The 21,556-nt window shown below is 38.1% G+C and carries 23 protein-coding genes; 8 read left to right on the top strand and 15 right to left on the bottom strand.

The features are described 5' to 3' along the window. The first annotated feature begins 75 nt into the window (after positions 1 to 75). On the top strand, positions 76 to 792 hold the full coding sequence (gene aat / locus CW745_RS15275; RefSeq protein ID WP_101109565.1) for a leucyl/phenylalanyl-tRNA--protein transferase: 717 nt from the start codon (positions 76 to 78) through the stop codon (positions 790 to 792). Here the strand turns inward: aat and CW745_RS15270 are convergent. Beyond that, positions 789 to 1,193 (bottom strand): CBS domain-containing protein, encoded by a 405-nt coding sequence (locus tag CW745_RS15270; protein WP_101109564.1) that lies wholly within the window; start codon positions 1,191 to 1,193, stop codon positions 789 to 791. The genes aat and CW745_RS15270 overlap by 4 nt on opposite strands. Before the next feature lie 134 nt (positions 1,194 to 1,327). Here CW745_RS15270 and CW745_RS15265 point away from each other — a divergent pair, with 134 nt between their 5' ends. Continuing rightward, a complete protein-coding gene (locus CW745_RS15265; protein ID WP_101109563.1) occupies positions 1,328 to 1,870 on the top strand; it encodes a DUF2058 domain-containing protein in 543 nt (180 codons plus the stop codon). 306 nt (positions 1,871 to 2,176) lie between these two features. Here CW745_RS15265 and CW745_RS15260 read toward each other — a convergent pair whose 3' ends face one another. From CW745_RS15260 to CW745_RS15235, 6 genes are all read right to left on the bottom strand, one after another. Next, entirely contained in the window at positions 2,177 to 2,950 is a 774-nt protein-coding gene (locus CW745_RS15260) for a hypothetical protein (protein WP_101109562.1), read from the bottom strand. 23 nt (positions 2,951 to 2,973) lie between these two features. Continuing rightward, positions 2,974 to 3,456 carry a GNAT family N-acetyltransferase gene (locus CW745_RS15255; RefSeq protein WP_101109561.1) on the bottom strand — a complete coding sequence of 161 codons (483 nt, stop codon included), beginning with the start codon at positions 3,454 to 3,456 and terminating at the stop codon, positions 2,974 to 2,976. Between the two features lie 191 nt (positions 3,457 to 3,647). Further along, positions 3,648 to 4,244 carry a histidine phosphatase family protein gene (locus tag CW745_RS15250; protein WP_193755630.1) on the bottom strand — a complete coding sequence of 199 codons (597 nt, stop codon included), beginning with the start codon at positions 4,242 to 4,244 and terminating at the stop codon, positions 3,648 to 3,650. Beyond that, entirely contained in the window at positions 4,237 to 5,004 is a 768-nt protein-coding gene (locus CW745_RS15245; protein WP_101109559.1) for a precorrin-6A/cobalt-precorrin-6A reductase, read from the bottom strand. The genes CW745_RS15250 and CW745_RS15245 overlap by 8 nt, the downstream gene beginning before the upstream one ends. A 145-nt stretch (positions 5,005 to 5,149) precedes the next feature. Continuing rightward, complete coding sequence (locus CW745_RS15240) at positions 5,150 to 7,009, bottom strand: TIGR00341 family protein (RefSeq protein WP_101109558.1); 1,860 nt, start codon at positions 7,007 to 7,009, stop codon at positions 5,150 to 5,152. 344 nt (positions 7,010 to 7,353) lie between these two features. Next, positions 7,354 to 9,282 carry a DNA topoisomerase III gene (locus tag CW745_RS15235; RefSeq protein ID WP_101109557.1) on the bottom strand — a complete coding sequence of 643 codons (1,929 nt, stop codon included), beginning with the start codon at positions 9,280 to 9,282 and terminating at the stop codon, positions 7,354 to 7,356. Between the two features lie 133 nt (positions 9,283 to 9,415). On the opposite strand from CW745_RS15235, the gene CW745_RS15230 reads away from it, so the two are divergent. Beyond that, positions 9,416 to 9,781, top strand: coding sequence for a hypothetical protein (locus tag CW745_RS15230; protein WP_101109556.1), 366 nt, complete (start codon positions 9,416 to 9,418; stop codon positions 9,779 to 9,781). A gap of 15 nt (positions 9,782 to 9,796) precedes the next feature. On the opposite strand, the gene CW745_RS15225 is transcribed toward CW745_RS15230, so the two are convergent. Both CW745_RS15225 and CW745_RS15220 read right to left on the bottom strand, forming a co-directional pair. Beyond that, a complete protein-coding gene (locus tag CW745_RS15225) occupies positions 9,797 to 10,660 on the bottom strand; it encodes a DnaJ C-terminal domain-containing protein (RefSeq protein ID WP_101109555.1) in 864 nt (287 codons plus the stop codon). A gap of 6 nt (positions 10,661 to 10,666) precedes the next feature. Beyond that, positions 10,667 to 11,149, bottom strand: coding sequence for a YajQ family cyclic di-GMP-binding protein (locus CW745_RS15220; RefSeq protein ID WP_101109554.1), 483 nt, complete (start codon positions 11,147 to 11,149; stop codon positions 10,667 to 10,669). A gap of 123 nt (positions 11,150 to 11,272) precedes the next feature. On the opposite strand from CW745_RS15220, the gene CW745_RS15215 reads away from it, so the two are divergent. After that, a complete protein-coding gene (locus CW745_RS15215) occupies positions 11,273 to 12,172 on the top strand; it encodes a 2-dehydropantoate 2-reductase (protein ID WP_238596843.1) in 900 nt (299 codons plus the stop codon). Here the strand turns inward: CW745_RS15215 and CW745_RS15210 are convergent. From CW745_RS15210 to yejK, 6 genes are all read right to left on the bottom strand, one after another. Continuing rightward, positions 12,150 to 13,139 (bottom strand): LPP20 family lipoprotein, encoded by a 990-nt coding sequence (locus CW745_RS15210; protein ID WP_101109553.1) that lies wholly within the window; start codon positions 13,137 to 13,139, stop codon positions 12,150 to 12,152. The genes CW745_RS15215 and CW745_RS15210 overlap by 23 nt on opposite strands. Beyond that, positions 13,136 to 14,395 (bottom strand): hypothetical protein, encoded by a 1,260-nt coding sequence (locus tag CW745_RS15205; RefSeq protein ID WP_101109552.1) that lies wholly within the window; start codon positions 14,393 to 14,395, stop codon positions 13,136 to 13,138. The genes CW745_RS15210 and CW745_RS15205 overlap by 4 nt, the downstream gene beginning before the upstream one ends. 71 nt (positions 14,396 to 14,466) lie before the next feature. Beyond that, positions 14,467 to 15,066, bottom strand: coding sequence for a penicillin-binding protein activator LpoB (locus tag CW745_RS15200; RefSeq protein ID WP_101109551.1), 600 nt, complete (start codon positions 15,064 to 15,066; stop codon positions 14,467 to 14,469). A gap of 14 nt (positions 15,067 to 15,080) precedes the next feature. Continuing rightward, on the bottom strand, positions 15,081 to 15,431 hold the full coding sequence (locus CW745_RS15195; protein WP_101109550.1) for an HIT domain-containing protein: 351 nt from the start codon (positions 15,429 to 15,431) through the stop codon (positions 15,081 to 15,083). 56 nt (positions 15,432 to 15,487) lie between these two features. Beyond that, a complete protein-coding gene (locus tag CW745_RS15190; protein ID WP_101109549.1) occupies positions 15,488 to 16,354 on the bottom strand; it encodes a 6-carboxytetrahydropterin synthase in 867 nt (288 codons plus the stop codon). 27 nt (positions 16,355 to 16,381) lie between these two features. Beyond that, positions 16,382 to 17,443 (bottom strand): nucleoid-associated protein YejK, encoded by a 1,062-nt coding sequence (yejK, locus tag CW745_RS15185; protein WP_101109548.1) that lies wholly within the window; start codon positions 17,441 to 17,443, stop codon positions 16,382 to 16,384. Positions 17,444 to 17,598: 155 nt separating this feature from the next. On the opposite strand from yejK, the gene CW745_RS15180 reads away from it, so the two are divergent. The 4 genes from CW745_RS15180 to CW745_RS15165 all read left to right on the top strand — a co-directional run bounded on the left by CW745_RS15180 (position 17,599) and on the right by CW745_RS15165 (position 21,403). After that, entirely contained in the window at positions 17,599 to 17,823 is a 225-nt protein-coding gene (locus tag CW745_RS15180) for a DUF1414 domain-containing protein (protein WP_101109547.1), read from the top strand. Between the two features lie 5 nt (positions 17,824 to 17,828). Next, the gene (locus CW745_RS15175) at positions 17,829 to 19,628 is read left to right on the top strand and encodes a DUF3413 domain-containing protein (RefSeq protein WP_101109546.1); all 1,800 of its coding nucleotides are present in this window, start codon (positions 17,829 to 17,831) and stop codon (positions 19,626 to 19,628) included. Between the two features lie 215 nt (positions 19,629 to 19,843). Then, the gene (locus CW745_RS15170; protein WP_101109545.1) at positions 19,844 to 20,053 is read left to right on the top strand and encodes a hypothetical protein; all 210 of its coding nucleotides are present in this window, start codon (positions 19,844 to 19,846) and stop codon (positions 20,051 to 20,053) included. 600 nt (positions 20,054 to 20,653) lie between these two features. Further along, a complete protein-coding gene (locus CW745_RS15165; RefSeq protein ID WP_101109544.1) occupies positions 20,654 to 21,403 on the top strand; it encodes a hypothetical protein in 750 nt (249 codons plus the stop codon). The last annotated feature ends 153 nt before the right edge of the window (positions 21,404 to 21,556 follow it).

The raw sequence follows: 21,556 nt of genomic DNA, 5'->3' as shown, positions 1-21,556 counted from the left end.
AAAAAATAATAAATATATTATTTCAATATTCTAAGCCAGTGTTTACACTGGCTTTTTTGTTTGTAGAGTAAAATAATGACCATATACCTGCCCCAACTAAGCGATGATGTACAGTTCTTTCCACCTGTCGATAAAGCACTTAAAGATCCTGATGGGTTGCTTGCGATGGGGGGCGATTTAAGTACAGATCGTATTGTTAATGCTTATCGTAGCGGTATATTTCCATGGTTTAGTGCTGGTGAACCATTGTTGTGGTGGAGCCCAAGTGAACGGGCAACAATGAAAGCAGGTGATGTACATATTAGTCGCAGTATGAAACGTTTCATTAACAAACAGTCTATGACAATTACAGTTAATCATTGCTTTGAAAAAGTGATTCGAGCATGTGCACTACCACGTGCTACGCAGTCAGAAACTTGGATTTTAGATGAGATGATTGAGGCTTATATTAGTCTGCATAAATTTGGTCACGCGCACTCTATCGAAGTGTGGTGCTCTGGCATACTCGTTGGTGGCTTATATGGGGTTTGTATTGGTCAAACATTCTGTGGTGAATCAATGTTTAGTCAAAAAGATAACAGTTCTAAACTCGCATTTATCGCACTCAATCAACATTTTAAAGCCTTCAATGGAAAAATAATTGATTGTCAGATGCAAACAGACCATTTACAGCGCCTAGGAGTGACTACAATAAGCCGTACAGAATTTATAAATAAATTATTGCAAACAAAAAATGCGTTGTTAAAACCGGGTTGTTGGGACAAACAACCCATTAGTATTCAAACAAATTAACAAAGCTTAACCTGCTTTGTCATTGCAGCTAACACCTTTTTACGTGAAATAAGGCCAATATAGTGATCTCCACTATCCACCACCGGATAAATTTTAGGTGCAGTCTTAAGCATCATTTGTGCAAGATCAACAATACTCATCTCTTTTTTTACCGTGACCACCGGAGAAACCATAATATCTTCGACTAAAGCAGCAAGCTCGCAATAATAACTTGCCTCTAGCATCTTAGCTAAACAGTCCTGCTCTGATAACCAACCAATAACACGGCCAGACTCATCTATTACCGGACCACCAAGTTGCTCATTTTTTAATAGTATTTCAACAGCTGTTTGTACTGACATCTCTTTTTTAAAGGACAGGCTTTTACCAATCATGTAATGTGAAACTTCTAGATTATTCATATAGTTCCCCTACTTTTAGCTATTATTTAAGCTTAATCCCTTTTCGGTATTTGTCGATTATTTACAATAAAAAATTTCCTTCATTCCACTTTGTCGTTAAAATGTTTTTTTCTTTTTATTTGCAAAGGTAACGCATGGCCTCACTACAAGAACAACTCATGAAATCAGGGCTTATCAATAAACAAAAAGCCAAACAAGCACAAACTGAAAAACGTCGTAAAGCTAAACAAAAAAAGAAGAAAGGTAGCATTGAGATATCCGATGAACAACGTGCTATTGACGCTAAAAAAGAACAACAAAAGCAACAAGATTTAGAAAAAAATAGAGCGGTACAAGCAGCGCTTGATGAGCGAGCAGCACATGGTAAATTAATACAAATGATTGCGCAGCATTGTGAAAAAAATTATCAGGGTGAGATAGATTACCATTTTACCTTTGAAAACAAGGTCAAACGTATCGCGATTAATGATCTTACTCAACAAAGCTTAATCAACGGACGCTTAGCAATTTGCGTGTTAAATGAAGAGTTTTATCTGATTAACAAAGAAGCCACTGAAAAATTAGCTGAAATTGATGCATCTGTATTAGTGGCACTGCATGAGAAAACGGATGCAAAAGACTTTGATGACGATGATCCTTATGCTGAGTTTGCAATCCCTGACGATTTAATTTGGTAATCATTACCTTAAATTTAAAAGCGATACTCAATAAACAAAAATCAAGTTTTTAGTATCGCTAGCTCACTTGTTTTTTAATGCCCATACCCGATTTACCGCCATCTTATAGCAAACTGAGTAATAGCAATCGAATTAAGCATGTGTACTAAATTTTGCGCAGGAAAAAAGACTTAACTCAAGGGCAAAGGCCTCACTATGCCATTGACTAGGATCTTGTTCTTAGAGTCTATTGCGGACAGTGATGAAAAGGAAAACGATACTATAACGTTTCCATCAACCAGTATTGAAGTTAATTAACTAGACCTATTAAGGGATATATCGCATTTTATTAAGGATAGCTCCAAAAGAGTGCGCACCGCTACTTTCGTACGTGTAAAGTTGCTTTTGTAACTGTTGTTTGTCAGGCAATTTATTAACACTGCCTAACAAAACAATATTTGAAAAATGTTCAAACTCTAATAATGCGATATGTGCATAATGACTTCTCAACATCAATATATAGTTAAGTAATTGTTCCTCACTTTCAAAGCGCAAATTAATAATCAGCACAGCTTTTGAACTACTAATGCTTAATAGCTGTCGGTAAAAGGTATCTTGAAATAAAAAGGCAGGATTACTCTCACCAATAAATATATCGCATAACACTGTGTCATATTGCTCTGTCGTGCTGTTGATAAAGTGCTCTGCAGGTTGGCAGATGATCTTACTGTTATCACCTAGTTGAAAGTATTGTTTAGCAACATCAATAATCGCTTGTGACTTTTCAATAGAAGTAAGATGTATATTGCGTTGCACTGATAAAGCTCGTTCAACAGCCCCACCGCCAAGCCCTAAGTTTAATACCTTTTGTGAATGTTGATTAACTCCTAAAAAAATTAAAAGTGTTTGCGCAACCGGGGAGACGATTTGAGCAGGCAAGTTTTTATTTAATATTGCTTGAATTGAACTTCCTGCATATTCAAACCAACGATATGGTTCTGATTCTTTCACAACTAAAGTATGACCATGCAAATTTTGCTGATGCAAAATACGAGGTACATTTTCATTTATTGACGGTAACTGCATATAGGGGTTATCCACAATTCAACCATTCTTGTTGAAACTTATAACGTTTTGAGCATCCAGATATCGCAAGCTCCATGAGTCGTGCCACTTAAGGGTGCAGCTAAATGTTCAAAACCCAATTTTTCATATAAAGAAATAGCAGCTCCCATACAACTAAGAGTATCTAAATAGCAACGCTTAAAGTTTTTGTCTTTGGCATATTGTAAACACTGCAAGACTAGCTGTTTGCCAATACCTAAACCGCGACATTGTGGTAGCAGAAATAATTTGCGTAATTCACACACCTCCACTTCGCCATTAAACGGGGCAATACCAACCCCACCAACAACCTCTCCATCTAATATCGCGACTAAATAACGACTCTTTTTATTATCTTGATAATGTACGCTCATTGCTTGAACTTCATCATCAGAGGGCCCATAGCCCTCGCCTACAGCACCAAACTCCGCACCAACTTTTTTGATTATTTCTGCGATATGTGCATCATAGCGTTGATTAATAATTTCTATTTTATAGCCCATAAAGGCCTCCTGAATGGTAAATATCTGTAGTATTTGCTAAAAGTTTTGAGGGAAATTTGCTCCCTGTATAACGCGCTGTTGGTCAATATCTTCTTAAGCATCGAAATTATTTCAGACTTAGTTTTTTAACTTTCAGTTGTTACGGCCATGTTTTATCAACCAAAATGTCTCTAATAACAGAGTAAATAAGATCATAAAGGTATAAATTGTTCGCGACTGTGGTCATAACACATTGATATAATATGGCCATTTTTATAATCATAACCCGTTGTTATTTCATTCTGTGCGAGAAACTGACTCATAAAACAACGTAGCACATCGCCATGCGTAATAATAAGGTAGTTATCACAAGGCATAAGCGTAAACTGTTGTTTCAGAGCTGTTTCAAACCGCATTAACAGTTGAGCCGCACTTTCGCCATTCGGTGGAGCTATATCAGTAACTTGTGAAGTTATCTCGTCATAATCAGTGCAACGTTGCACTTCACCCGTTAACTTTCCCTCCCATAGACCAAAATTTCGCTCTTCAATCCCTTTCAAGGTTGTTTGCTGTAGTTGTAACTGTTGTGCACAAATAGTTGCGGTCTCAACTGCACGCCCTAATGAAGAGGTTAATATTTTCGTGATTTGATGTACCTGGCAAGCATCGGCTAAATCTTTTGCCTGTTGTTGCCCTACAGTCGTTAAAGGGCTATCAAGCTGCCCTTGAATGCGATGTGCTATATTCCAATGAGTTTGTCCATGACGAGCCAAATAAAAGTAAGTTCTTTGTGTTTTTTTCTTATCCATGAAAGGTAGCTCCTGCATCACTACTCTTATTTAATGTTAATAGGAATTCTATACATCTGGATGAACGCTCAAATTCATATCTCAATGGTGTAAGCTGGGGCCGGTCAAATTGATAAATAGGAATACCTAACTCAGTAGCGGCTTGAATTTTCGCATAGGTCGAATGTCCCCCACTATTTTTACTAATAACGGCATCTACATGGTGTTTTTTAAGAAGCTCTATCTCATTTTCAAGTTGGTAAGGGCCGAGAGCTTTTATCCAAATGGTATTCTCAGGTAATGTATATTTTACAGGCATAGCCGTACGTAATAGCAGTAGCTTAGTTTGCGCGGCTAATCGCAATAATAACGCTTCACTTATCTGACCAACACCAATAAATAATGTCTCGTATTTTGTTAACTCTTGAATCAATGTCGTCCAACAAGTCGCTGTTATCCAATATTCTTGCTGTTTTTCAATCCAAGGTGGCTGTTGGAAGCGAATTGTACACAGCGATAGCACTTTCCCAACACGTGCAATAGTTTCACTCATTTTTTGAGCAAAAGGATCCGTTGCATCGACTATATGGGTAATTTTATTTTCGATAATAAAGGATTGCAAACCACCAAACTGAGTAAAACCACCAGTTATCACAGGGCAAGGTAAGGTCGCTTTACGCACTTGGCCTGCGATACTGTAGATAACGTTAAAACCTAACTCAAATAACTCACTAGCCAAGTAACGTCCATCGGCCGTCCCGCCAACGACTAACACTTTCATTTTTTGAAAACCCCATTTGCCAGTTGATTGACGACATATTACGACAATCAACTGACAAATAGTAGGATTAGCAAAAACAATTTTTACGTATAAACAGATCAGTACACAATAAATCTAGCTACATTAAAGAGCATCAAAAATTGTTTTATCTTCTAATAACAATGTTTGCTTCAAGTATCACCTCGCGTTGCAATTGCTGTTCAATATTATCTTTAATAAAATCTATATTCGCAGTTGTCAAAGCAGAAGGCGTTACCAGTTCGACTGACAATGCTAAGGGTTTTATTGCATTTGCATGAACCTGACGAAGAGTTACCTCACCAATCTGTTTACCCTGTAATTGTTGGATAATCGAAGACTCGTCTGATAAACGAATAAAGCTAAAAACTAGAGGTATACTGACTATCGCGACTCCTAGCAAAGCAATACTTAAGCCTTTTTTAGCTCTTGTGAATGGAGCAAAACCTAACGCTAAGAAAGTCAGCGAAGCGGCTAAAGCAATACCAGCTAAGTTAGTTAGAAATAAAAGCAAAGCCCCCCTCGTGACATGAAAGTCAAGCCAACCTAAACCAATCCCCATTACCGCAAGTGGTGGCACTAAGGCAACCGCAATAGCAACACCCGCCATACTTTTTGCGGCTTCGACGCGAGCATGAGCATAAGCGCCAGCGATGCCTGAAATTACAGCGACGGCTAAATCTAATAAACTAGGGCTTAACCTTGCGGCAATTTCGGGCGTAATGGTTTCCATCGGCATAATAAAACTGGCTGTTGCGGCAAAACCTAAAGAGAGGAAAAGCCCTATCAATAGGGTTTTGATACTACATATTAGTAAACTATTATCTTGCCTTACTAATCCCATAGAAAATGAGATGATAGGTGCCATTAACGGTGCCAGTATCATCGCGCCAATGATGACAGGGGCTGAATTCGCAAACAAGCCAACACTCGCTAATAACGTTGATAGCACCATTAATGTCAAAAAAGAATTAGAAGTTTTCGCATTCTCACGCAGTAGTTGATAGAGATCTTTAAACTCTTCCGTCGCAGCGTGTGCAACAAAAGGAAGCTCTTTACTAACCATTGCAGTAATTGCTTCTCCGGCTGGCAATCGTGATATCTTGCGTTGCTCTTTATGACTTGGCGAAGTGTCTACAATTGGCAATGCAGGGCCGACTAGAAGATTAAGTACTCTAGATTGTGTATCTAGTGTTAATTGGTCTGCCTGATGAAGTTGTCCATCCACTGTATAAGTTAGCGCTTTACCATTCACTACGCTAAAGGATTTAGTTTTTAATAATCCGAGAAAATTAGGTAAGTTAACCGTTCTAGAAAAGGGAGCCATCACAAAGAAACGCAGCATTTCCACGACACTTCGTGGCGCGACTAGCATGGAGTGGCACATACCATCATTAATATGAGTATCAGGTAATATATTGCGAGAGAGTGACGAACCATGTGCATGCTCGATAATGACTAAACCAATTAACGCGGTACTAAAGCAGCTTTCATTTTCGGTCGTGAAGCTCATTTTTTGTGGGCGAATAGCACGGATTTTAGTAATGTTTTTCCATGCTAACGACATGCGATCACGCCAACTTAAGCTTTTCGCGGTAGGCAATAAATTGAAACACTCCCCCAAGACAACAGTACTAAGAACAACTTTTCCATTACAACGTAGCACATCCACTTTCTTTGATGTCGCAAGTTGTGCTTCTAGTAGTGCTTTTTCAAGGTTTTCTTCAATACAAAAACCTCTGCGAGCATAAATAGCACCTTCATAGGGTAATATTGCTAATATCCAGTCACCTTTAATAGCGGCTTCAATCACATCCGGAGCATGTCGGTCACTGACATATGCGTAAACACGACTTTGTGAAGGGAATTCAGCTGGAGATTTCGTATCCCATGCTTTGAGCAATATTTGATCGACAAATAGTGGTAATAAGCGTTCACTTATTTGCTCTTTAGCTTGTTCATCAAACAATAAAAAACTATCCGACATATATTAATCCCATAAATAACAGCACATGTAGTATGTTGACTAAGAGTCAATATAGCAATCGAAGAAGTCATCTTATAAAAATAACTTAAACTCGGAGTAAGCAAACCGATACAGCACTGCTATTTTCCCACATTGCTGCGTTAAATCGGCTTACAATAGTCAGCTATTGCAACGCTGATTTACCTTGAACTACCGAAAACTATCAGCACTGTATGGCATGAACCGTTAAGTGGTTAATATAGATGACAATTTCGTCTTCATTATTCGAGTTTAGGTTAAATAACAACCAATACAAAGTAAACTTATCATGTAAGCTGATGTTCAGAATGGAATGTTTTATTGAATTACGCTCTTTGCTTTTTTCTTGATCCTCTTTTATTGATCGTCGTTTTTTTACGATAACTTTTTTTGAATGGGTTACTGGTCATGGGCAAATCTTTTAATGCTTGAGGTCCATCAGTTATCGCTTGATCAATCACTTTGGATAATTGCTGTTGTAATGGTAATACAAAACCATTGTAGCTTTGCTTCTTGTCGCTGATTGCATTAAGTTGCATCTCCCACTGTGCGGTCATATCAGGGAGCGTTAAGGTTTCAGGCAAACTTTGGATCAGTTTATTACCAACGTCAGTGGCGATAATCACCTTTCCTGTTCGTTTTAAAAACTGCCTTTTAAACAGTAACTCAATAATACCGGCACGCGTCGCCTCGGTACCTAAACCATCGGTCTCTTTGAGCACCGATTTTAAGCTTGCATCTTTTACAAATCGCGCAATATTACTCATAGCAGATAATAATGTCGCATCGGTAAAATGCGCAGGAGGTTGGGTATTTTTTTCCACAACTTCCCCTTTTGCACAATGAAGTTTTTGACCTTTGTTCAAAGTGGGTAGGTACGTATCTTTCTCTTGTTTATCTAACAATGCTTTCCAGCCATCACTTACTCTGCTTTTAGCTTTCGCAATAAATATGCCACCGTTTATTTCAATCTCAGCAACACATTCTGCATAACGATAATCAGGGTAGAATTGCATTAAATACTGTTTGGCAATCAGTTGATAGATATTCCGTGATTGTGTGTCCAATGTCGCAAGCGCTTTATGGCTATCAGTAGGAATAATCGCATGGTGTGCATCAACCTTTTTATCATTCCACGCTCGACCTTTAATGGCTAAATCAGCCCCTTCACTAGCCAGTTTTAGTTTAGGTTCATTATGAGCAATCGCCTTAGTAACCAAGTTTGCTTGACGATGGTGATTACGTGGTAAATAACGTGAATCTGAGCGAGGATAGGTAATCAATTTATGACGCTCATATAATGCTTGGCAACTGTCTAACACTTGCTGCGCGCTATAGTGGTATCGCTTTGCTGCATCTATCTGTAGGGCAGACAAATTATAGGGTAATGGCGCAACTTGATTTTTATTTTTGGCTACAAATGAAGAAACAGTCCCTTGTTGTCCTGATATTCTAGCGGCCACATTTTCAGCAAGCCCTTTAATTACTACTCGTCCCTCTTCATCTTGATACTTTAGACACGCTTCACTGGGTTTCCACTTTGCTGTAAAAGATTCATTTTGCTCGCTACTTAAGTGCGCTAATACCTCATAAAATGGTTTACTAACAAAAGAGGCAATCTGTTCATCGCGGCGTACGACTAATCCTAATAAAGGTGTCTGCACACGCCCAACTGAAATCACCCCTTTGTATCCACATTTTTGTGCTTGTAGTGTATAAACGCGTGTTAAATTCAGCCCATATAACCAATCAGCACGTGTTCTTGCTAGCGCAGAAGTAGACAAAGCGACAAAGTCTTGATTCGAGCGTAACTGTTGTAATGAACGTTTTACGGCATTGATAGTTAGGTCACTGACTAAACAACGTTGTGTTTGTTGAAGCTTGTTGCCCTTAACACCACTAAAATGGATCACTTCATCAACCAGTAATTGCCCTTCTCTATCGGGATCACCAACATGAACAAGCTGATCAGCTTGTTTAATGAGTTTCTTTAAAACAGCAAGTTGTTTGCTGGTACGTGGCGTTGATTTTAACTTCCATTTTTCAGGTATGATTGGCAAGTGTTCAAACTGCCATTTTTTATAGATAGGATCGTATTCTTCAGGATCAACTTGAGTCAAAAGATGACCAATGCACCAGCTAACAATATCGCCATTGCCTAAATGAATACACCCTTCTGCTTTACGATGGGGTTTGGGCAATGCATCCGCGATCGCGCGCGCAAGACTTGGCTTTTCGGCAATATATAATATCATGTAACACAAACTCTTAACTGTTTTTTTACACAGTAGTTAAAGTTAACAGATAGTTCAAGTAAAATAGTGAATATTTGAACTGTTGAACCATTTCAATGACTAATATGAATATTTGCTCACAAGGATAAAGACAATGAAACGACTCATCATCGCCTGTACACTATTTAGCCTAACAGCACTGACTCATGCCGAAGATACGTCAGAGATTGATTGGGATGCAGCAAAAGAGTCGACTCAAAAAGCCTTTGAAGATATTTGGAGTGCAAGTAAAGAAAGCTCTGAAACATGGTGGGAAAAAGGCTCAAAAAAATCACAACAGCTCTGGGAATCAAGTAAAGAAAAAAGTAGTGAATTATGGCAGCAAGGTAAAGAAAATAGTCAGGATGTTTGGGAAGATATTGAATCAGGGAGTCAAGATGCTTGGTCAGAAGGCTCGGGAAAGATTCAAAATTTATTAGACAAGGAACAAGATCCCATCAAGCCAGGTGATGAGATCTAACAGATTGATAATCAGCTAAGACAGGTTCGCTAATTGCTCTAACAATGCTCGTTGCTGATCTGAAAGTGATGTCGGGGTCGGAATCACAACCTCATAAATAAGATCACCAACCGCATCGCCTTTCATCGCTTTGATTCCTTTTCCTTTGATACGGAATTTTCTTCCCGCTTGCGTTCCTTCAGGAATTTTAATATTAATAAAGCCCGCAAAGGTCGGTACTTTTAAACTTCCACCTAACGCAGCCGTTGTATAAGGAGTATCAATGTCGCAATACAGATCACGTCCTTCACGTTTAAAGGTATCATGTTCTGCAAGGCTTACCTCGACTAATAGATCGCCATGAGGGCCACCTAGTGTCCCCGGATTACCTTTACCATTGACACGTACGCGCTGTCCTTTATCAATACCCGCCGGAATAGTAACTTTTAAAAGCACAGGGTTGTTAGGGAGTTTTATCTCCTGCACACATCCTTCAACAGCTTCTTCTAAGGTAATCTCTACCGTTGCGATAATATCAGAACCTTTTTCTGGCTGTGGTCGATATTGCTGTTGTTGGCGCTGGCCAAACATACCACCAAACATATCGTCGAAGCCACCGCCCGCTTGACCAAATCCACCATGACCGAAACCGCCCTGTCGCCCATGACCATTTTCATCAAAAGCGCTGTGTCCAAAATCATCGTATTGTTGACGTTTTTCTTCATCACCTAATATTTCATAGGCAGCTTTCACTTCACGGAAGTTATTTTCAGCTACCGGATTATCAGGGTTACGATCCGGATGGTACTTCATGGCCAATTTTTTATAGGCTTTTTTTATCTCTTTATCCGACGCACTTTTGCTTACGCCAAGTACTTCGTAACAATCTCGTTTTGACATGTTGCTTTAATCTCGAAAATTATTAAATTGGAACGGTTGGCCAAGTTCAGCCCCGCGAATTAAGGCCATTACAGCTTGCAAATCGTCACGTTTTTTACCCGTCACACGTAGCTCTTCACCCTGAATTTGAGTTTGAACTTTCATTTTATTGTCTTTAATTAACTTAACAATTTTTTTCGCCATCGGTTGATCAATTCCCTCTTTAAACTTGACAGTTTGAGACCATGATTGACCACTATGGTTGGCTTTATCTGTTTCCATTGAGCTCGCGTCAATACCACGTTTAATAACATGGACACGAAGAATATCAAGTAATTGACGTAATTGTTTATCATGCTCAGATGATAGTTTTGCCACTCCTTTTTCAAAACTAAAGCTTGCTTTTACACCACGAAAATCGAAGCGTGTTTTTAATTCGCGATTGGCATTATCAACGGCATTTTGTAATTCCGCTACATCTACTTCAGAAACGACATCAAATGAAGGCATTTTATTCTCCTGTTAATAAATTCAAAATATGCGCTAAGTTACCAGAATTTCTCACTTGGGGCTATGTTATGATGCGCTTAACATTAAATATATGAAAGCAATATAACTAGTAGGTTAAGGTAAATGTACAGTAATATGACATGGCAGATAATTGGAGATGGTGCAATCGGTTGTTTATGGGCAGCTAACTTGCTCAATTGTGGTCAGCAGGTACACCTTGTTTCCAGAAAAAATAATATTCCACAACGTATTAACTACACTAACCTGCAAGGTGAAGAACAGTGTTATCCTTGTTCTATTTCACAATGTTTAAGCGATACAAGTAGTCCCCTCATAGTTTGCGTGAAAGCGCCTCAAGTATTACAAGCGCTCAAGCAATACCGAAGTCAGATTAGTGAGCAGCAAGTGATCATTTTAATGCACAATGGCATGGGCTGCGCAGAACAAGTCGCGCAATTATTACCCCAAAACCCAATTATTTGCGCCACCACCGCAAATGCTAGTTTACTCTCTGCACCATTCAACATTGTACAAACAGGCTTGGGCGTTACCTACTTCGGTCCTTTTAATTGCGCCTCTCGCAATTTTGCATCTCTTTTAGCGACATTGAACCAAGCACTTGGTAACTGTCATTGGTGCGAGGACATTGAGAAAAAATTATGGTTAAAATTACTGATTAATATTGCTATTAACCCGCTTAGTGCAATTTTTCAAATAAGCAATGGCGAGTTGTCAAAAGCGGTATTTCAGGATCAAATAAAACAACTGATCAAAGAAGCAATGCAGGTACTTAAAAGATTAGATTTAAAATTTGATGAACAGTTATTATTAAGCACCATTAATGGCGTTATCGATGCCACCAGCAACAACTACTCTTCAATGAATAGAGACATCTTTTACAAGCGCCCTACTGAAATTGAGTATATTAATGGTTACTTATTAAAAAAAGCGCAACAACTCAACATTGAAACGCCTTTAATAAGAAAGCTATATAATGAAATTATAGCGTTGGAGAGTCACTAACCAGTTGCTTTAAATATTCGCTAATATTGGCATTAATATTATCTTGAAGCCTTAGGTTAAGAAGATCTGCTTGTTTTGCAGAAACTTTTACCGGCCAGCGTTTACGACTAATCACCTGTCCGTTCTCAGAAATGGAAAGCTCATAACTGCCACGAAGCCAATACCATCCTTTTATTAAGGTAGGCTCTGTGATGTCAACGTCGGCACTGACGACAATATTTGCCTTATCAACCACATTGACGCCGAGCTGTGATAGTCCTGATTGTAGTGTTTTGCTGTGCCTATCGTTATCACTATCTACAGCAACTTGCATTGATGCAAGTTTCTGAGCAATGAGGCGTTCTATTTTTTTACTGGAAATATCTGTGGGTACGCCAGAAACACCGACTTGCTTTAATTGTAGATTAGCCATTTGTCGAGCCATCTGTTCATCACGTGCAGCACGTAATGCATTAAGCGATGAGATACTGTTTGGCGCAATATTAACGCTGTAATTAATAAACTCAGCAGTTGAGTTATCAAGTGCAATAATCGATTCATTTAAACTCATCGCAGCAGTACGTTTTCCAAGCACTGCCAATGCATAATACTCACCCGATGGACTTAACCAACTATTTTTAATTTTAACGCCACTTAATGCTTGATCCGTTTCTGTTTGTATATTGCGCTGCAGTGATGTCGAACTTTCAGCAGTAACACCCAATGCACTTTGCGCTTTTGTTGCTTCCGTGAGTGTATTCGTTTCTGCACGAACGGTAACGTAAAATATTTCAGCTAAATTAGCCGTGGCATTTTTACCTGCTCTATCCCTTTTCGAAGCTTGTCCCACTGCCGTTAAATAGTCACTATCAGGATAAATTGAAGAAGCGTTATCTATCCATTGTGGGCGTTTCTCTTCCGAGGTTGAAGCGCAACTAGCAATAAAAAATACAGTTATAAATGACAATAAAACGCGGGTGCTACTCATAAAGACCTCGATGTTTGTTGATAATGAAAAATAGGGGCTTCTAAACTTGATATTAATAACAGATTACGAGAGTTTTTTTGTAAGGTGATTTGCTCAGGCGTGCTGTTATTTTTATTGACGATAATTTGATTGTCCGGGGTTTCTATATAAGCAAACTGTACCGACGCTGGAAGCATGTTCCAACTCCGTAAATCTGCAACTTCAGTGAGTACCGTCACTAAATTCACTAAAGCGCCAAGCAAAGAATCTTGTTTATCCGCTTCCTTAACCAGCTCGTATTTCGCCACTGCTCGTGTTGTTGTTAAGAGCAATATTGAAGGGTATTCTTTCGCTAAATCCTCACGTACAGAGACTTCCAAGTTTTCAACCAACTCGCTACTTATTTGTTGAGTTGCATCTGTTAGTTTGGTTCGTGAAACTCTGTATCGACTTTGCGGGTAAGCAGGGACTGAAATACGTATTAACTGATCATCATTTCCACTTGGAACAATCACCGTTTTTTCGATTTTACTACTCACTACACCATCGAAATAAATTGCAAACACTTTGTTATTACTATTTTGAAGTGGTTTTTCAAAACCACTGTATAGCTTATTGTAACTCAGATATTGGCCATCCCTATCGACGGCGAAACTCATGCGTAGAAGCGCTTGTTGCAATCCTACTGGCACCGACAAATTTCGTGCCTTTATGATCGATTCGCTATTCTTATAACTAATCAGTGCATTTGATTGTTCATCAAGGAGTTCATAAATAATGCCCGAAAGAAGATGCGTATTAGCGAATTGACCAACAAGCGACTTTTTCTTAGCTAATTTTTTCATTGCAATATCGGCCTGCAACATTTCAACACGTGCGCCATCAATATCGTCATTAAATAGATAACTTAAGGCCAATACGTTATGCACCATCACTCTATCGGTTGGGTATCCGCTATAGCTACGTAATGTTTCATTAACTGTTCCGGCAGCTGCGTTTTCACTGATAGAGGTTGCTTCTAGTACTGCCATCTCTTTTTTTGCTTGAGTCAATGTTTCAATTGCAGTAGGGAAATCTCCCACTAAAAATTGTAAAAAGCCTGTATTGAGGTGGAATTGCGCATAGTCTCGCTCATTAGGTGAACTAGATTGAAGCTGATTAAGAATAGTTTGTGGGTTATTTTGATAGAGTTGATTTGCTAATTTATTAGTCTCACGCTGATGTCCAGCACAGGCGGCCAACATGGAGATCATGAAGATTATCACTATTTTTTGCATAGGGCTTCGCTATAAAAGGCTATAAAAAATCTTACGGGCAATACCTAACATGCCCGTAAGTTTGCTGTAGTTTATTCGCGTAACTTGCTATTTTTAACTAGCTTTTTAATTTTTTTCTGGCCTACCCATACTTTACGGTTATCCTTGATACTTACTAACTCAAGGTTCACTTGATAGAAACGTACTTGTGTTGTGCCGTCTACGTCAATAATAGTATTTATCTGCCCTTGCATCATATAATCTGCACCGTACTCTTGGCCCATCTCTTTACGCGTTTCTTCTGATGCGTTTAGGTCTTGATCACCACGCTCTTCACGAATTTCTTCTCGTGCGCCAGCGGCTGCTACAAATTGTACTTCACCAGAGTTAATTAACTCTCGCTCCATATCTGCAATAAAAGTATTCGTATTAATATGTTCATGGCTTAAGTTGCGTACTTTACCAACAATAACAGCAGGATCTTTACCTTCTGCTTTTACAAAGTTTGAAATCCAAGCGCGAGAAAGAGAGTCTTCAATCATTTCACGGGCAACTAGCTGTGAATCGGTATCATTCCACGCACCACTCAAATCGACCTCCTTTTGAGAATCTAACCGTTCAACAGAAGTTGAACAAGCAGAAAGGAAGAGTGTTGCTAATGCAATAAATAGGAAGTTATTTTTAATTTTCATGTGTATCTCCAAGCTTAAGTAGTAATAAGTTTACCTAGACGTTGGCCGCCTAGCAGGTGTAAATGAATGTGGTAGACCTCTTGTCCGCCATCTCCATTACAATTCATAATTAAACGATAACCTGACTCAGCAATCCCTTCCTGTTTAGCAAGTTTTTTGGCAACGGTATATAACTTTCCAATCAATACTTCATCTTCCACTTCAATATCATTAGCGGTGGCGATCAGTTTATTTGGAATAATCAAAATATGTGTTTTAGCCTGTGGTGAAATATCACGAAAAGCGGTCACGTAATCATCTTGATAAAGCATATCCGAAGGTATTTCTTTATTGATAATTTTTCTAAATATTGTTTCTTCTGCCATGTTGTTCCCTTAATCTTTTACTATTTTTCAAAAGCATAGCGTAATTAAAGTAATAGTTATAGCTCAGCAATCGCTCCTTTGCCAACACCTTCGTAGGCAAATACTTTAACGTGGTCATTACCAACACGTTTTTTAGTTTGCTCACAGATAAAGTCGGCTAACTCTTCAACGGTTGTATCCTTTGGTAAAACTTCAGCACGATGTGCAGGGATTAACAATTCAAAATATCCCTGTGGCGCATGGTAAGCAGAACATAATTTTTCAATATCATTGGCTTTAACAATAAATGATAAATCACGCTTATCGATAATATCATCTTTGCTGACCAAGTAGATATCTTGCCAACGGTTTGCCCAATCCTGCACTAATGAGTGATTAAACTCATCATTTATAAAAATATCTAACTTTGAACGATGCCCGTGAGCAATACGTTGACAGTTACCGTCATGTTTTTTCAGACCATGTGTATAGTGATAAAAAGGCGTATCAATATTTTCAGTACGCAACTTAACCTCTAATTTACCAACATTTTCCGGTAGTTGTAAAAGAATTAGGTGTTCAAGGTAGGTTTCTAATACTTCAATAGATACTGTTTCACTTTCTAATAAACAGTATGCTTCATTGGGACATTTAAGCTGAATATAACTATTGTCATTAAGCTTAAAATTTACCTGTGTACGCTGTGGTTCAAGTGTCACTGAACAGCGAGAGGAAGCATGTGGTACAATCAGTTTATGATCAACTTCAGTATCAATAATCGCTTTGATCTGTTTTTTCACTAACGAGAAATCCAGAATCATCGATTGCTCATTTAGCCCACCAGTTAATACCACGTCAACGATATAACTTTCCCCAACGAAGCCACGTTGTGCATCTAAATATGTCGCATCAATAACCGTTAGGTCGCGTACAAATAATTTCATTTATTTACCCTATAGAAAGCACGGCTGTTAAAACGGCGCACTTTCATCATCATTGTTCGTAGTGGTTGATGCTTCGCTTGCATCACGTTTAAGTTGTTCTCGTAAATTGGGTGGAATACCTTTAATAGATAAGGTATCACTATCAGCATCATATTGAATACGTTCGCCTAAGTGTTTTTGATCAAAGCTAATACTTACTCCACCGCCTTGACCCACATATTTAGTTAATTTACGCATTACACTTCTATCAGCAGGGAAGTTTTGCTCTAGCTGATAATCTTCGCTAACAAAATCGTAAAAGCTCCCTTCTAATTTGGGCGATTCCTGCATCTGCTCAGAAAGCGTTGCTAATTCGATATCCTCCCCCTGCTTTAGTTGCTCTTTACAGTAATCAAAGGCAACTTCCCGCACTTCTTGTTTTTTCTCCATCGGAAGCGCTTCTTTTTCACAAAATTCTTCTACAGCTTTCATTAGCACTTGATTTTGAACTTTGGCATCAAACCCTTCTTGTGCGCCCATAAAATCAAGAAAGAAATCAGATACCTGACGCCCAACTCGCCCTTTTATGAAAGAAAGGTAACGATTTGATTCAGGTGAACGAGCCAATAACGTAAGATCAATACGCGTCACTAATTGAATTTTGCTGGTTTCAAGATGTTGGCTACTGGTTAGCTCTAAATTTTCATTAACACTCACCGATTCATTATTTTGCAACAATGCAATAAGTAGGTAATCACTCGCAGTCCAACTGTACTTACTAATCAGTAAAATACCCTGCTCTGCAAAATCTTGCTTTTGCAGTTCAGCGACTAAACAATCAACAGCAGTTTGAGAAAAGCTAACAAAGTCTAATTCGCCGGCCATCTCTTTCTCAAGGGCACGTTGAAATACTTGTGGTCTATCAGTTTCTGTTGGAAAAGAAGCAAAAGCTTTATTCGTTTTACTTTGATAGGTGCTATGAATTTTTGTTAAAAATTGTTCAATAGAGGGAGAGATTGGTAACTCGCCTTCACGTTTAGTGCATTCTAAAACGCCTTCAACGTTGTAGTCGAGCGAGTGTAAAATAATATTAGTTGCAGAGATATTCATAAATAGTACACCAGAATTTAAACAGAAAAGCGATTATGCCACCAAAGCCGTACGCATAAAATCAGTTTTATAAATAAAAACTCTCGACCTAAGATTGGTATCTCTGTATGACTCATGTATTATAGCTTTTTCTTAATTAATACAGACTTAAACTAATGCCTATTATCTCAAAATATTCAAACGAAAAAATTGAAAATATCCTAGATGAAGTGATGGAAGTACTTCATAAAAATGACGTATCCGTTGACTTAAGTCTGATGGTATTAGGAAATAGTCTAACTCATATTATTAATAGCCAAGTGCCGACGAATAAACGTCAAGCTATTGGTGAAAAATTTGTTAAAGCATTCACGGCATCTATTAACACAAAAGATAAATAACTCTTATGGTTGAAACGGGTAATAAATTCCACGATAACGTATCGCGTTTAATTAACTGGGCGCATTGGTTTACTTTTTTCAACCTGATCATCGTTTCGCTCATCAGCCTGCGCTACATCAAATATGCGGGCTTATCTGATTCTGGGTTAGGTATTGCCTACCAATTTATCAGTTTAATTGGACATTTTAGCTTTGTATCTGCGATGGTTTTTGGCGTTTTGCTTTTTCCACTCGCCTTTGTGATCCCTAACCAACGCTTATATCGTTTAGTCGCAATGCTCATTAGTACAACAGCCATTGCATTCTTAATTGTTGATACACAAATTTTCCGGCTTTACGAGTTCCACTTAACGCCTCTGATCTGGCAATTCCTACAGCAACCTGAACAAGTTGAGCAGATCTACGATATTAATTTGCATTACATCTCGTTCCCAATCATTTTTGCCATTGAATTTACCATCTCGTTTTTTGTTTGGCGAAAAGGTCGCCAGCTTCAGGCAAAAGGGATTGGTAAACCGATTGCAATCTTCCTGTTTGCTAGCTTTATTGTCTCTCATCTAACTTATATCTGGGCGGATGCGAAACAATATAGGCCAATTACCCAACAAAAATCGTTATATCCTTTATCTTACCCGATGACTGCGCGTACTTTTTTAACGAAACAGGGTTGGTTAAGTGATGATAAATTACAAAAACGTATTATTAGCCAACAAGGTGAAAACACCTCTGCCCTCAATTACCCTAAAAAGCCATTAACTTTTTTAGATGACATTAATCAACATAATGATAAAAATATATTGTTTATCACTGTTGAAGCGTTGCGTGCTGATCTCCTTAATGAAAAAAACATGCCTCATACTTTTGAACTTAGCAATGAAGGGCTTAATTACACACAACATTATAGTGGCGCTAGTAATCGTGCACAGGGTTTATTCAGCCTATTTTATGGTTTGCCAAACCGCTACTGGTCAGAGATAACTTTAAACTATGTGGCACCTGTTTTAATCGATCGACTACAACAAAAACAGTATCAGTTTGGTTTATTTTCGAGTGTCGGTTTTTTACATCCAGAGTTTTTACAGAGTAGCTTTAGTCATCTTGATACCCCTCAATTACATGAGAATATCGCCAGTGTCAGTAACCAAAAAATAACCAAAAAGTGGCAAGAGTGGCTTATTAATAGCTCTGACGCGAAACATAAGAAGTTTAGTTTTTTATATTATCAGCAAGCAGGTAATGCCCTAGCACTAAACGATAATAACTTTAGCTTGGCACAGCGTAGTGAAAAAATGCAACGTTACCAGCAACAAGTGCTTGATATTGATCTACAAATAAGCAAAGTGGTGCAAACATTAAAGGACAACGGCTCGCTGAGTAATACCATTGTCATTATCACAGGTAGCCATGGAGCTTCCTTCGAGAAAGAGAGGTCTCCACAAGCGGCCATAAACAATGCACATGTGCCATTAATTGTGTTGTGGCCAGGAAAAAGAAACAGAAGTATCACACGTATGACAAGCCATGTGGATATTGCCCCAACGCTTTTAGAAGAAGCATTAGGGGTTCAAAACAGCAGTGAACAATATAGTAACGGACAAAGCCTTTTTGATAATCGCAGCAGAGCATATGTATTGTCTGGGGATTTGCAAAAATATGTCATTTATGAGAAAGATAAAATTACCCAATTTGATAATAATGGCGACATATCTAGTATTAACTGGCAGGGAATTGCTCTCAACGAAGATGATTTTGACATCACGTTATTGATTGATGTGTTATCGCAATTGCGTCATTTTAAAGATTAATTCTTAAAACCGTTAACTGAAACCAAATACAACATAAATGATTTGCGCTAAGTCATTTTAAAATAGTGTTGGCGATGATAATGTGTTACCTCTTCTTAGTAATGAACTCAAAGTACATGCCGGTATAGAGCAAATTAAAGTACGAGTGGCTAATAAGTGGGTTCACACTATCGGGCAATAGTGTGTAAATACAACTATGTTAAAGGACTGCGCAAATGGACTCGCTTTCATTTGACGAAACGACCAAAATAGAAACTAAATTAAACGGTATATACCAAGTTCTCTATAAAAAAGAAAATCTAATTGCAGATAAAATTAATCGTTTCGCTGAAAAAGAAAAATGCAATAACGCACACCATGCACTTTACTTACATCTACTATTAAATATTGGTGCCGTATCCGGACTATATTATCTTCTATGTTAGGTGATACAGCATAAATCAAAAAATCTCATCATTGCATGGGATTTTTTTTACACTACTTTTTACAATCACAAATAGTGATTCCCCTCTTCAAACTCTTGATATTGCAAAGACTCTACCACATTCGACATTCTCAGTACTATCATAAAAACTCATCATCTCTGCTTGAAAATACTATAAGCATAAATAAAACCATCAATTATCAGATACCTTTAAAGTAATACCCATTCCGCTAATATAGTGGTCAAAAATTACGCAGCAAAAAGGAGTTAGTTCAGGGCGAAAGTTGATGCAAACGGTTGTTTCCTTTACGAAATTTTTAGCGCTGAAATAGTTTCTTTTAACCAGTAAGATTGATCAATTATTTAGTGGGCTTGGTATAATCAGAGGGAAATTTATATCCTGCATTGAATTAATTTTATATGCAAAGTAAGCATCTCAACTATCTCTCTTCATCTATTGAGTACACTGCAAAAATATCAAATAAAAAAATAGGTGTATTTTGGACTATATTTATTACTAATTATGAGACTGTAAATTGCTTTCATTTAAAAGGTATTTTAGTCGGCTCTCTTATCCAAATTACTCGATAAGGTTTTCAAAATGAAAATACTTTTAGGCTCTCTATTATTTTTACTAATGCACAATAGTTTTGCTAACACAGTTAATATATGTGCAGAGGACACAGAAAACCTTCCCTATGTCGGTATTGAAAATAAAGGCATATTTAATGAATTCATGGATTTAATTAGCGCACAGGGAGATTTTAACGTTGTGTTGCACAACCTTCCTTGGAAACGTTGCTTAAGATCCGTAGAGCAAGGAGAGATGGATGGTGCATTTGCAGTGATCCATACTCAAGAGAGAGATTTGTTATACGCTTTTCCGAAAAAAAAGAATGGAGAATTAGACCAGTCAAAAGTGATCTGGCAAGCTGAATACCCTATTTTTGTTCATCAAGAGAGTGACTTTAGCTGGAATGGTGTAAGTTTTAATCAACAAAAACTGCAACTATCTGCCCCGCTAGGGTATGTCGCGTATCAAAAACTCAAACAATTAGGGGTGCTTTTCCCATCCAACTTGTCGCATCAAAAAGGGCTTGGGTTAGTGGCAAGAAAGCGAATTGATGGCTATGTGGTGGAACGTGCGATTGGTGAAACACTACTGAGGAAAAAAGGAATAGTTAAAAACATGAAACAGCTTCCTATCCCTTTTCTAACCAGTAGTTGGTATCTTGTACTATCGCACAGATACACTAAAAACTATGCCGACGAGGCGATCACCTTTTGGAATACCCTTGCTAAAGTACGCGACGAACATGGCCAGCGTTTATACAAACAACAGATGCAATAATGTAAATTAGAAAGTGATCTGGTAGTACACAGGGAAAATGGCTTAATTCAAAGCGTCAGTTGATGTAAATAATTGTTCCCTTTGCGAAACTTACAACGTAGAAATAAGTTATTTTAACCAGTTAAATAGATCAGCTATTTACTGGAATTGGTA

The organism is Psychromonas sp. psych-6C06 (genome assembly GCF_002835465.1).
In the GTDB taxonomy this organism is placed as follows: Bacteria; Pseudomonadota; Gammaproteobacteria; order Enterobacterales; family Psychromonadaceae; genus Psychromonas.
The sequence above is the reverse complement of the archived record's forward strand: the minus strand, read 5'-3'. Positions and strand labels throughout refer to the sequence as shown.

Coding starts and splice junctions, on each gene's coding strand:
- aat (WP_101109565.1), top strand. CDS start 76: ATGACCATATACCTGCCCCAACTAAGCGATGATGTACAGTTCTTTCCA.
- CW745_RS15270 (WP_101109564.1), bottom strand. CDS start 1,193: ATGAATAATCTAGAAGTTTCACATTACATGATTGGTAAAAGCCTGTCC.
- CW745_RS15265 (WP_101109563.1), top strand. CDS start 1,328: ATGGCCTCACTACAAGAACAACTCATGAAATCAGGGCTTATCAATAAA.
- CW745_RS15255 (WP_101109561.1), bottom strand. CDS start 3,456: ATGGGCTATAAAATAGAAATTATTAATCAACGCTATGATGCACATATC.
- CW745_RS15250 (WP_193755630.1), bottom strand. CDS start 4,244: ATGGATAAGAAAAAAACACAAAGAACTTACTTTTATTTGGCTCGTCAT.
- CW745_RS15245 (WP_101109559.1), bottom strand. CDS start 5,004: ATGAAAGTGTTAGTCGTTGGCGGGACGGCCGATGGACGTTACTTGGCT.
- CW745_RS15240 (WP_101109558.1), bottom strand. CDS start 7,009: ATGTCGGATAGTTTTTTATTGTTTGATGAACAAGCTAAAGAGCAAATA.
- CW745_RS15235 (WP_101109557.1), bottom strand. CDS start 9,282: ATGATATTATATATTGCCGAAAAGCCAAGTCTTGCGCGCGCGATCGCG.
- CW745_RS15230 (WP_101109556.1), top strand. CDS start 9,416: ATGAAACGACTCATCATCGCCTGTACACTATTTAGCCTAACAGCACTG.
- CW745_RS15225 (WP_101109555.1), bottom strand. CDS start 10,660: ATGTCAAAACGAGATTGTTACGAAGTACTTGGCGTAAGCAAAAGTGCG.
- CW745_RS15220 (WP_101109554.1), bottom strand. CDS start 11,149: ATGCCTTCATTTGATGTCGTTTCTGAAGTAGATGTAGCGGAATTACAA.
- CW745_RS15215 (WP_238596843.1), top strand. CDS start 11,273: ATGTACAGTAATATGACATGGCAGATAATTGGAGATGGTGCAATCGGT.
- CW745_RS15210 (WP_101109553.1), bottom strand. CDS start 13,139: ATGAGTAGCACCCGCGTTTTATTGTCATTTATAACTGTATTTTTTATT.
- CW745_RS15205 (WP_101109552.1), bottom strand. CDS start 14,395: ATGCAAAAAATAGTGATAATCTTCATGATCTCCATGTTGGCCGCCTGT.
- CW745_RS15200 (WP_101109551.1), bottom strand. CDS start 15,066: ATGAAAATTAAAAATAACTTCCTATTTATTGCATTAGCAACACTCTTC.
- CW745_RS15195 (WP_101109550.1), bottom strand. CDS start 15,431: ATGGCAGAAGAAACAATATTTAGAAAAATTATCAATAAAGAAATACCT.
- CW745_RS15190 (WP_101109549.1), bottom strand. CDS start 16,354: ATGAAATTATTTGTACGCGACCTAACGGTTATTGATGCGACATATTTA.
- yejK (WP_101109548.1), bottom strand. CDS start 17,443: ATGAATATCTCTGCAACTAATATTATTTTACACTCGCTCGACTACAAC.
- CW745_RS15180 (WP_101109547.1), top strand. CDS start 17,599: ATGCCTATTATCTCAAAATATTCAAACGAAAAAATTGAAAATATCCTA.
- CW745_RS15175 (WP_101109546.1), top strand. CDS start 17,829: ATGGTTGAAACGGGTAATAAATTCCACGATAACGTATCGCGTTTAATT.
- CW745_RS15170 (WP_101109545.1), top strand. CDS start 19,844: ATGGACTCGCTTTCATTTGACGAAACGACCAAAATAGAAACTAAATTA.
- CW745_RS15165 (WP_101109544.1), top strand. CDS start 20,654: ATGAAAATACTTTTAGGCTCTCTATTATTTTTACTAATGCACAATAGT.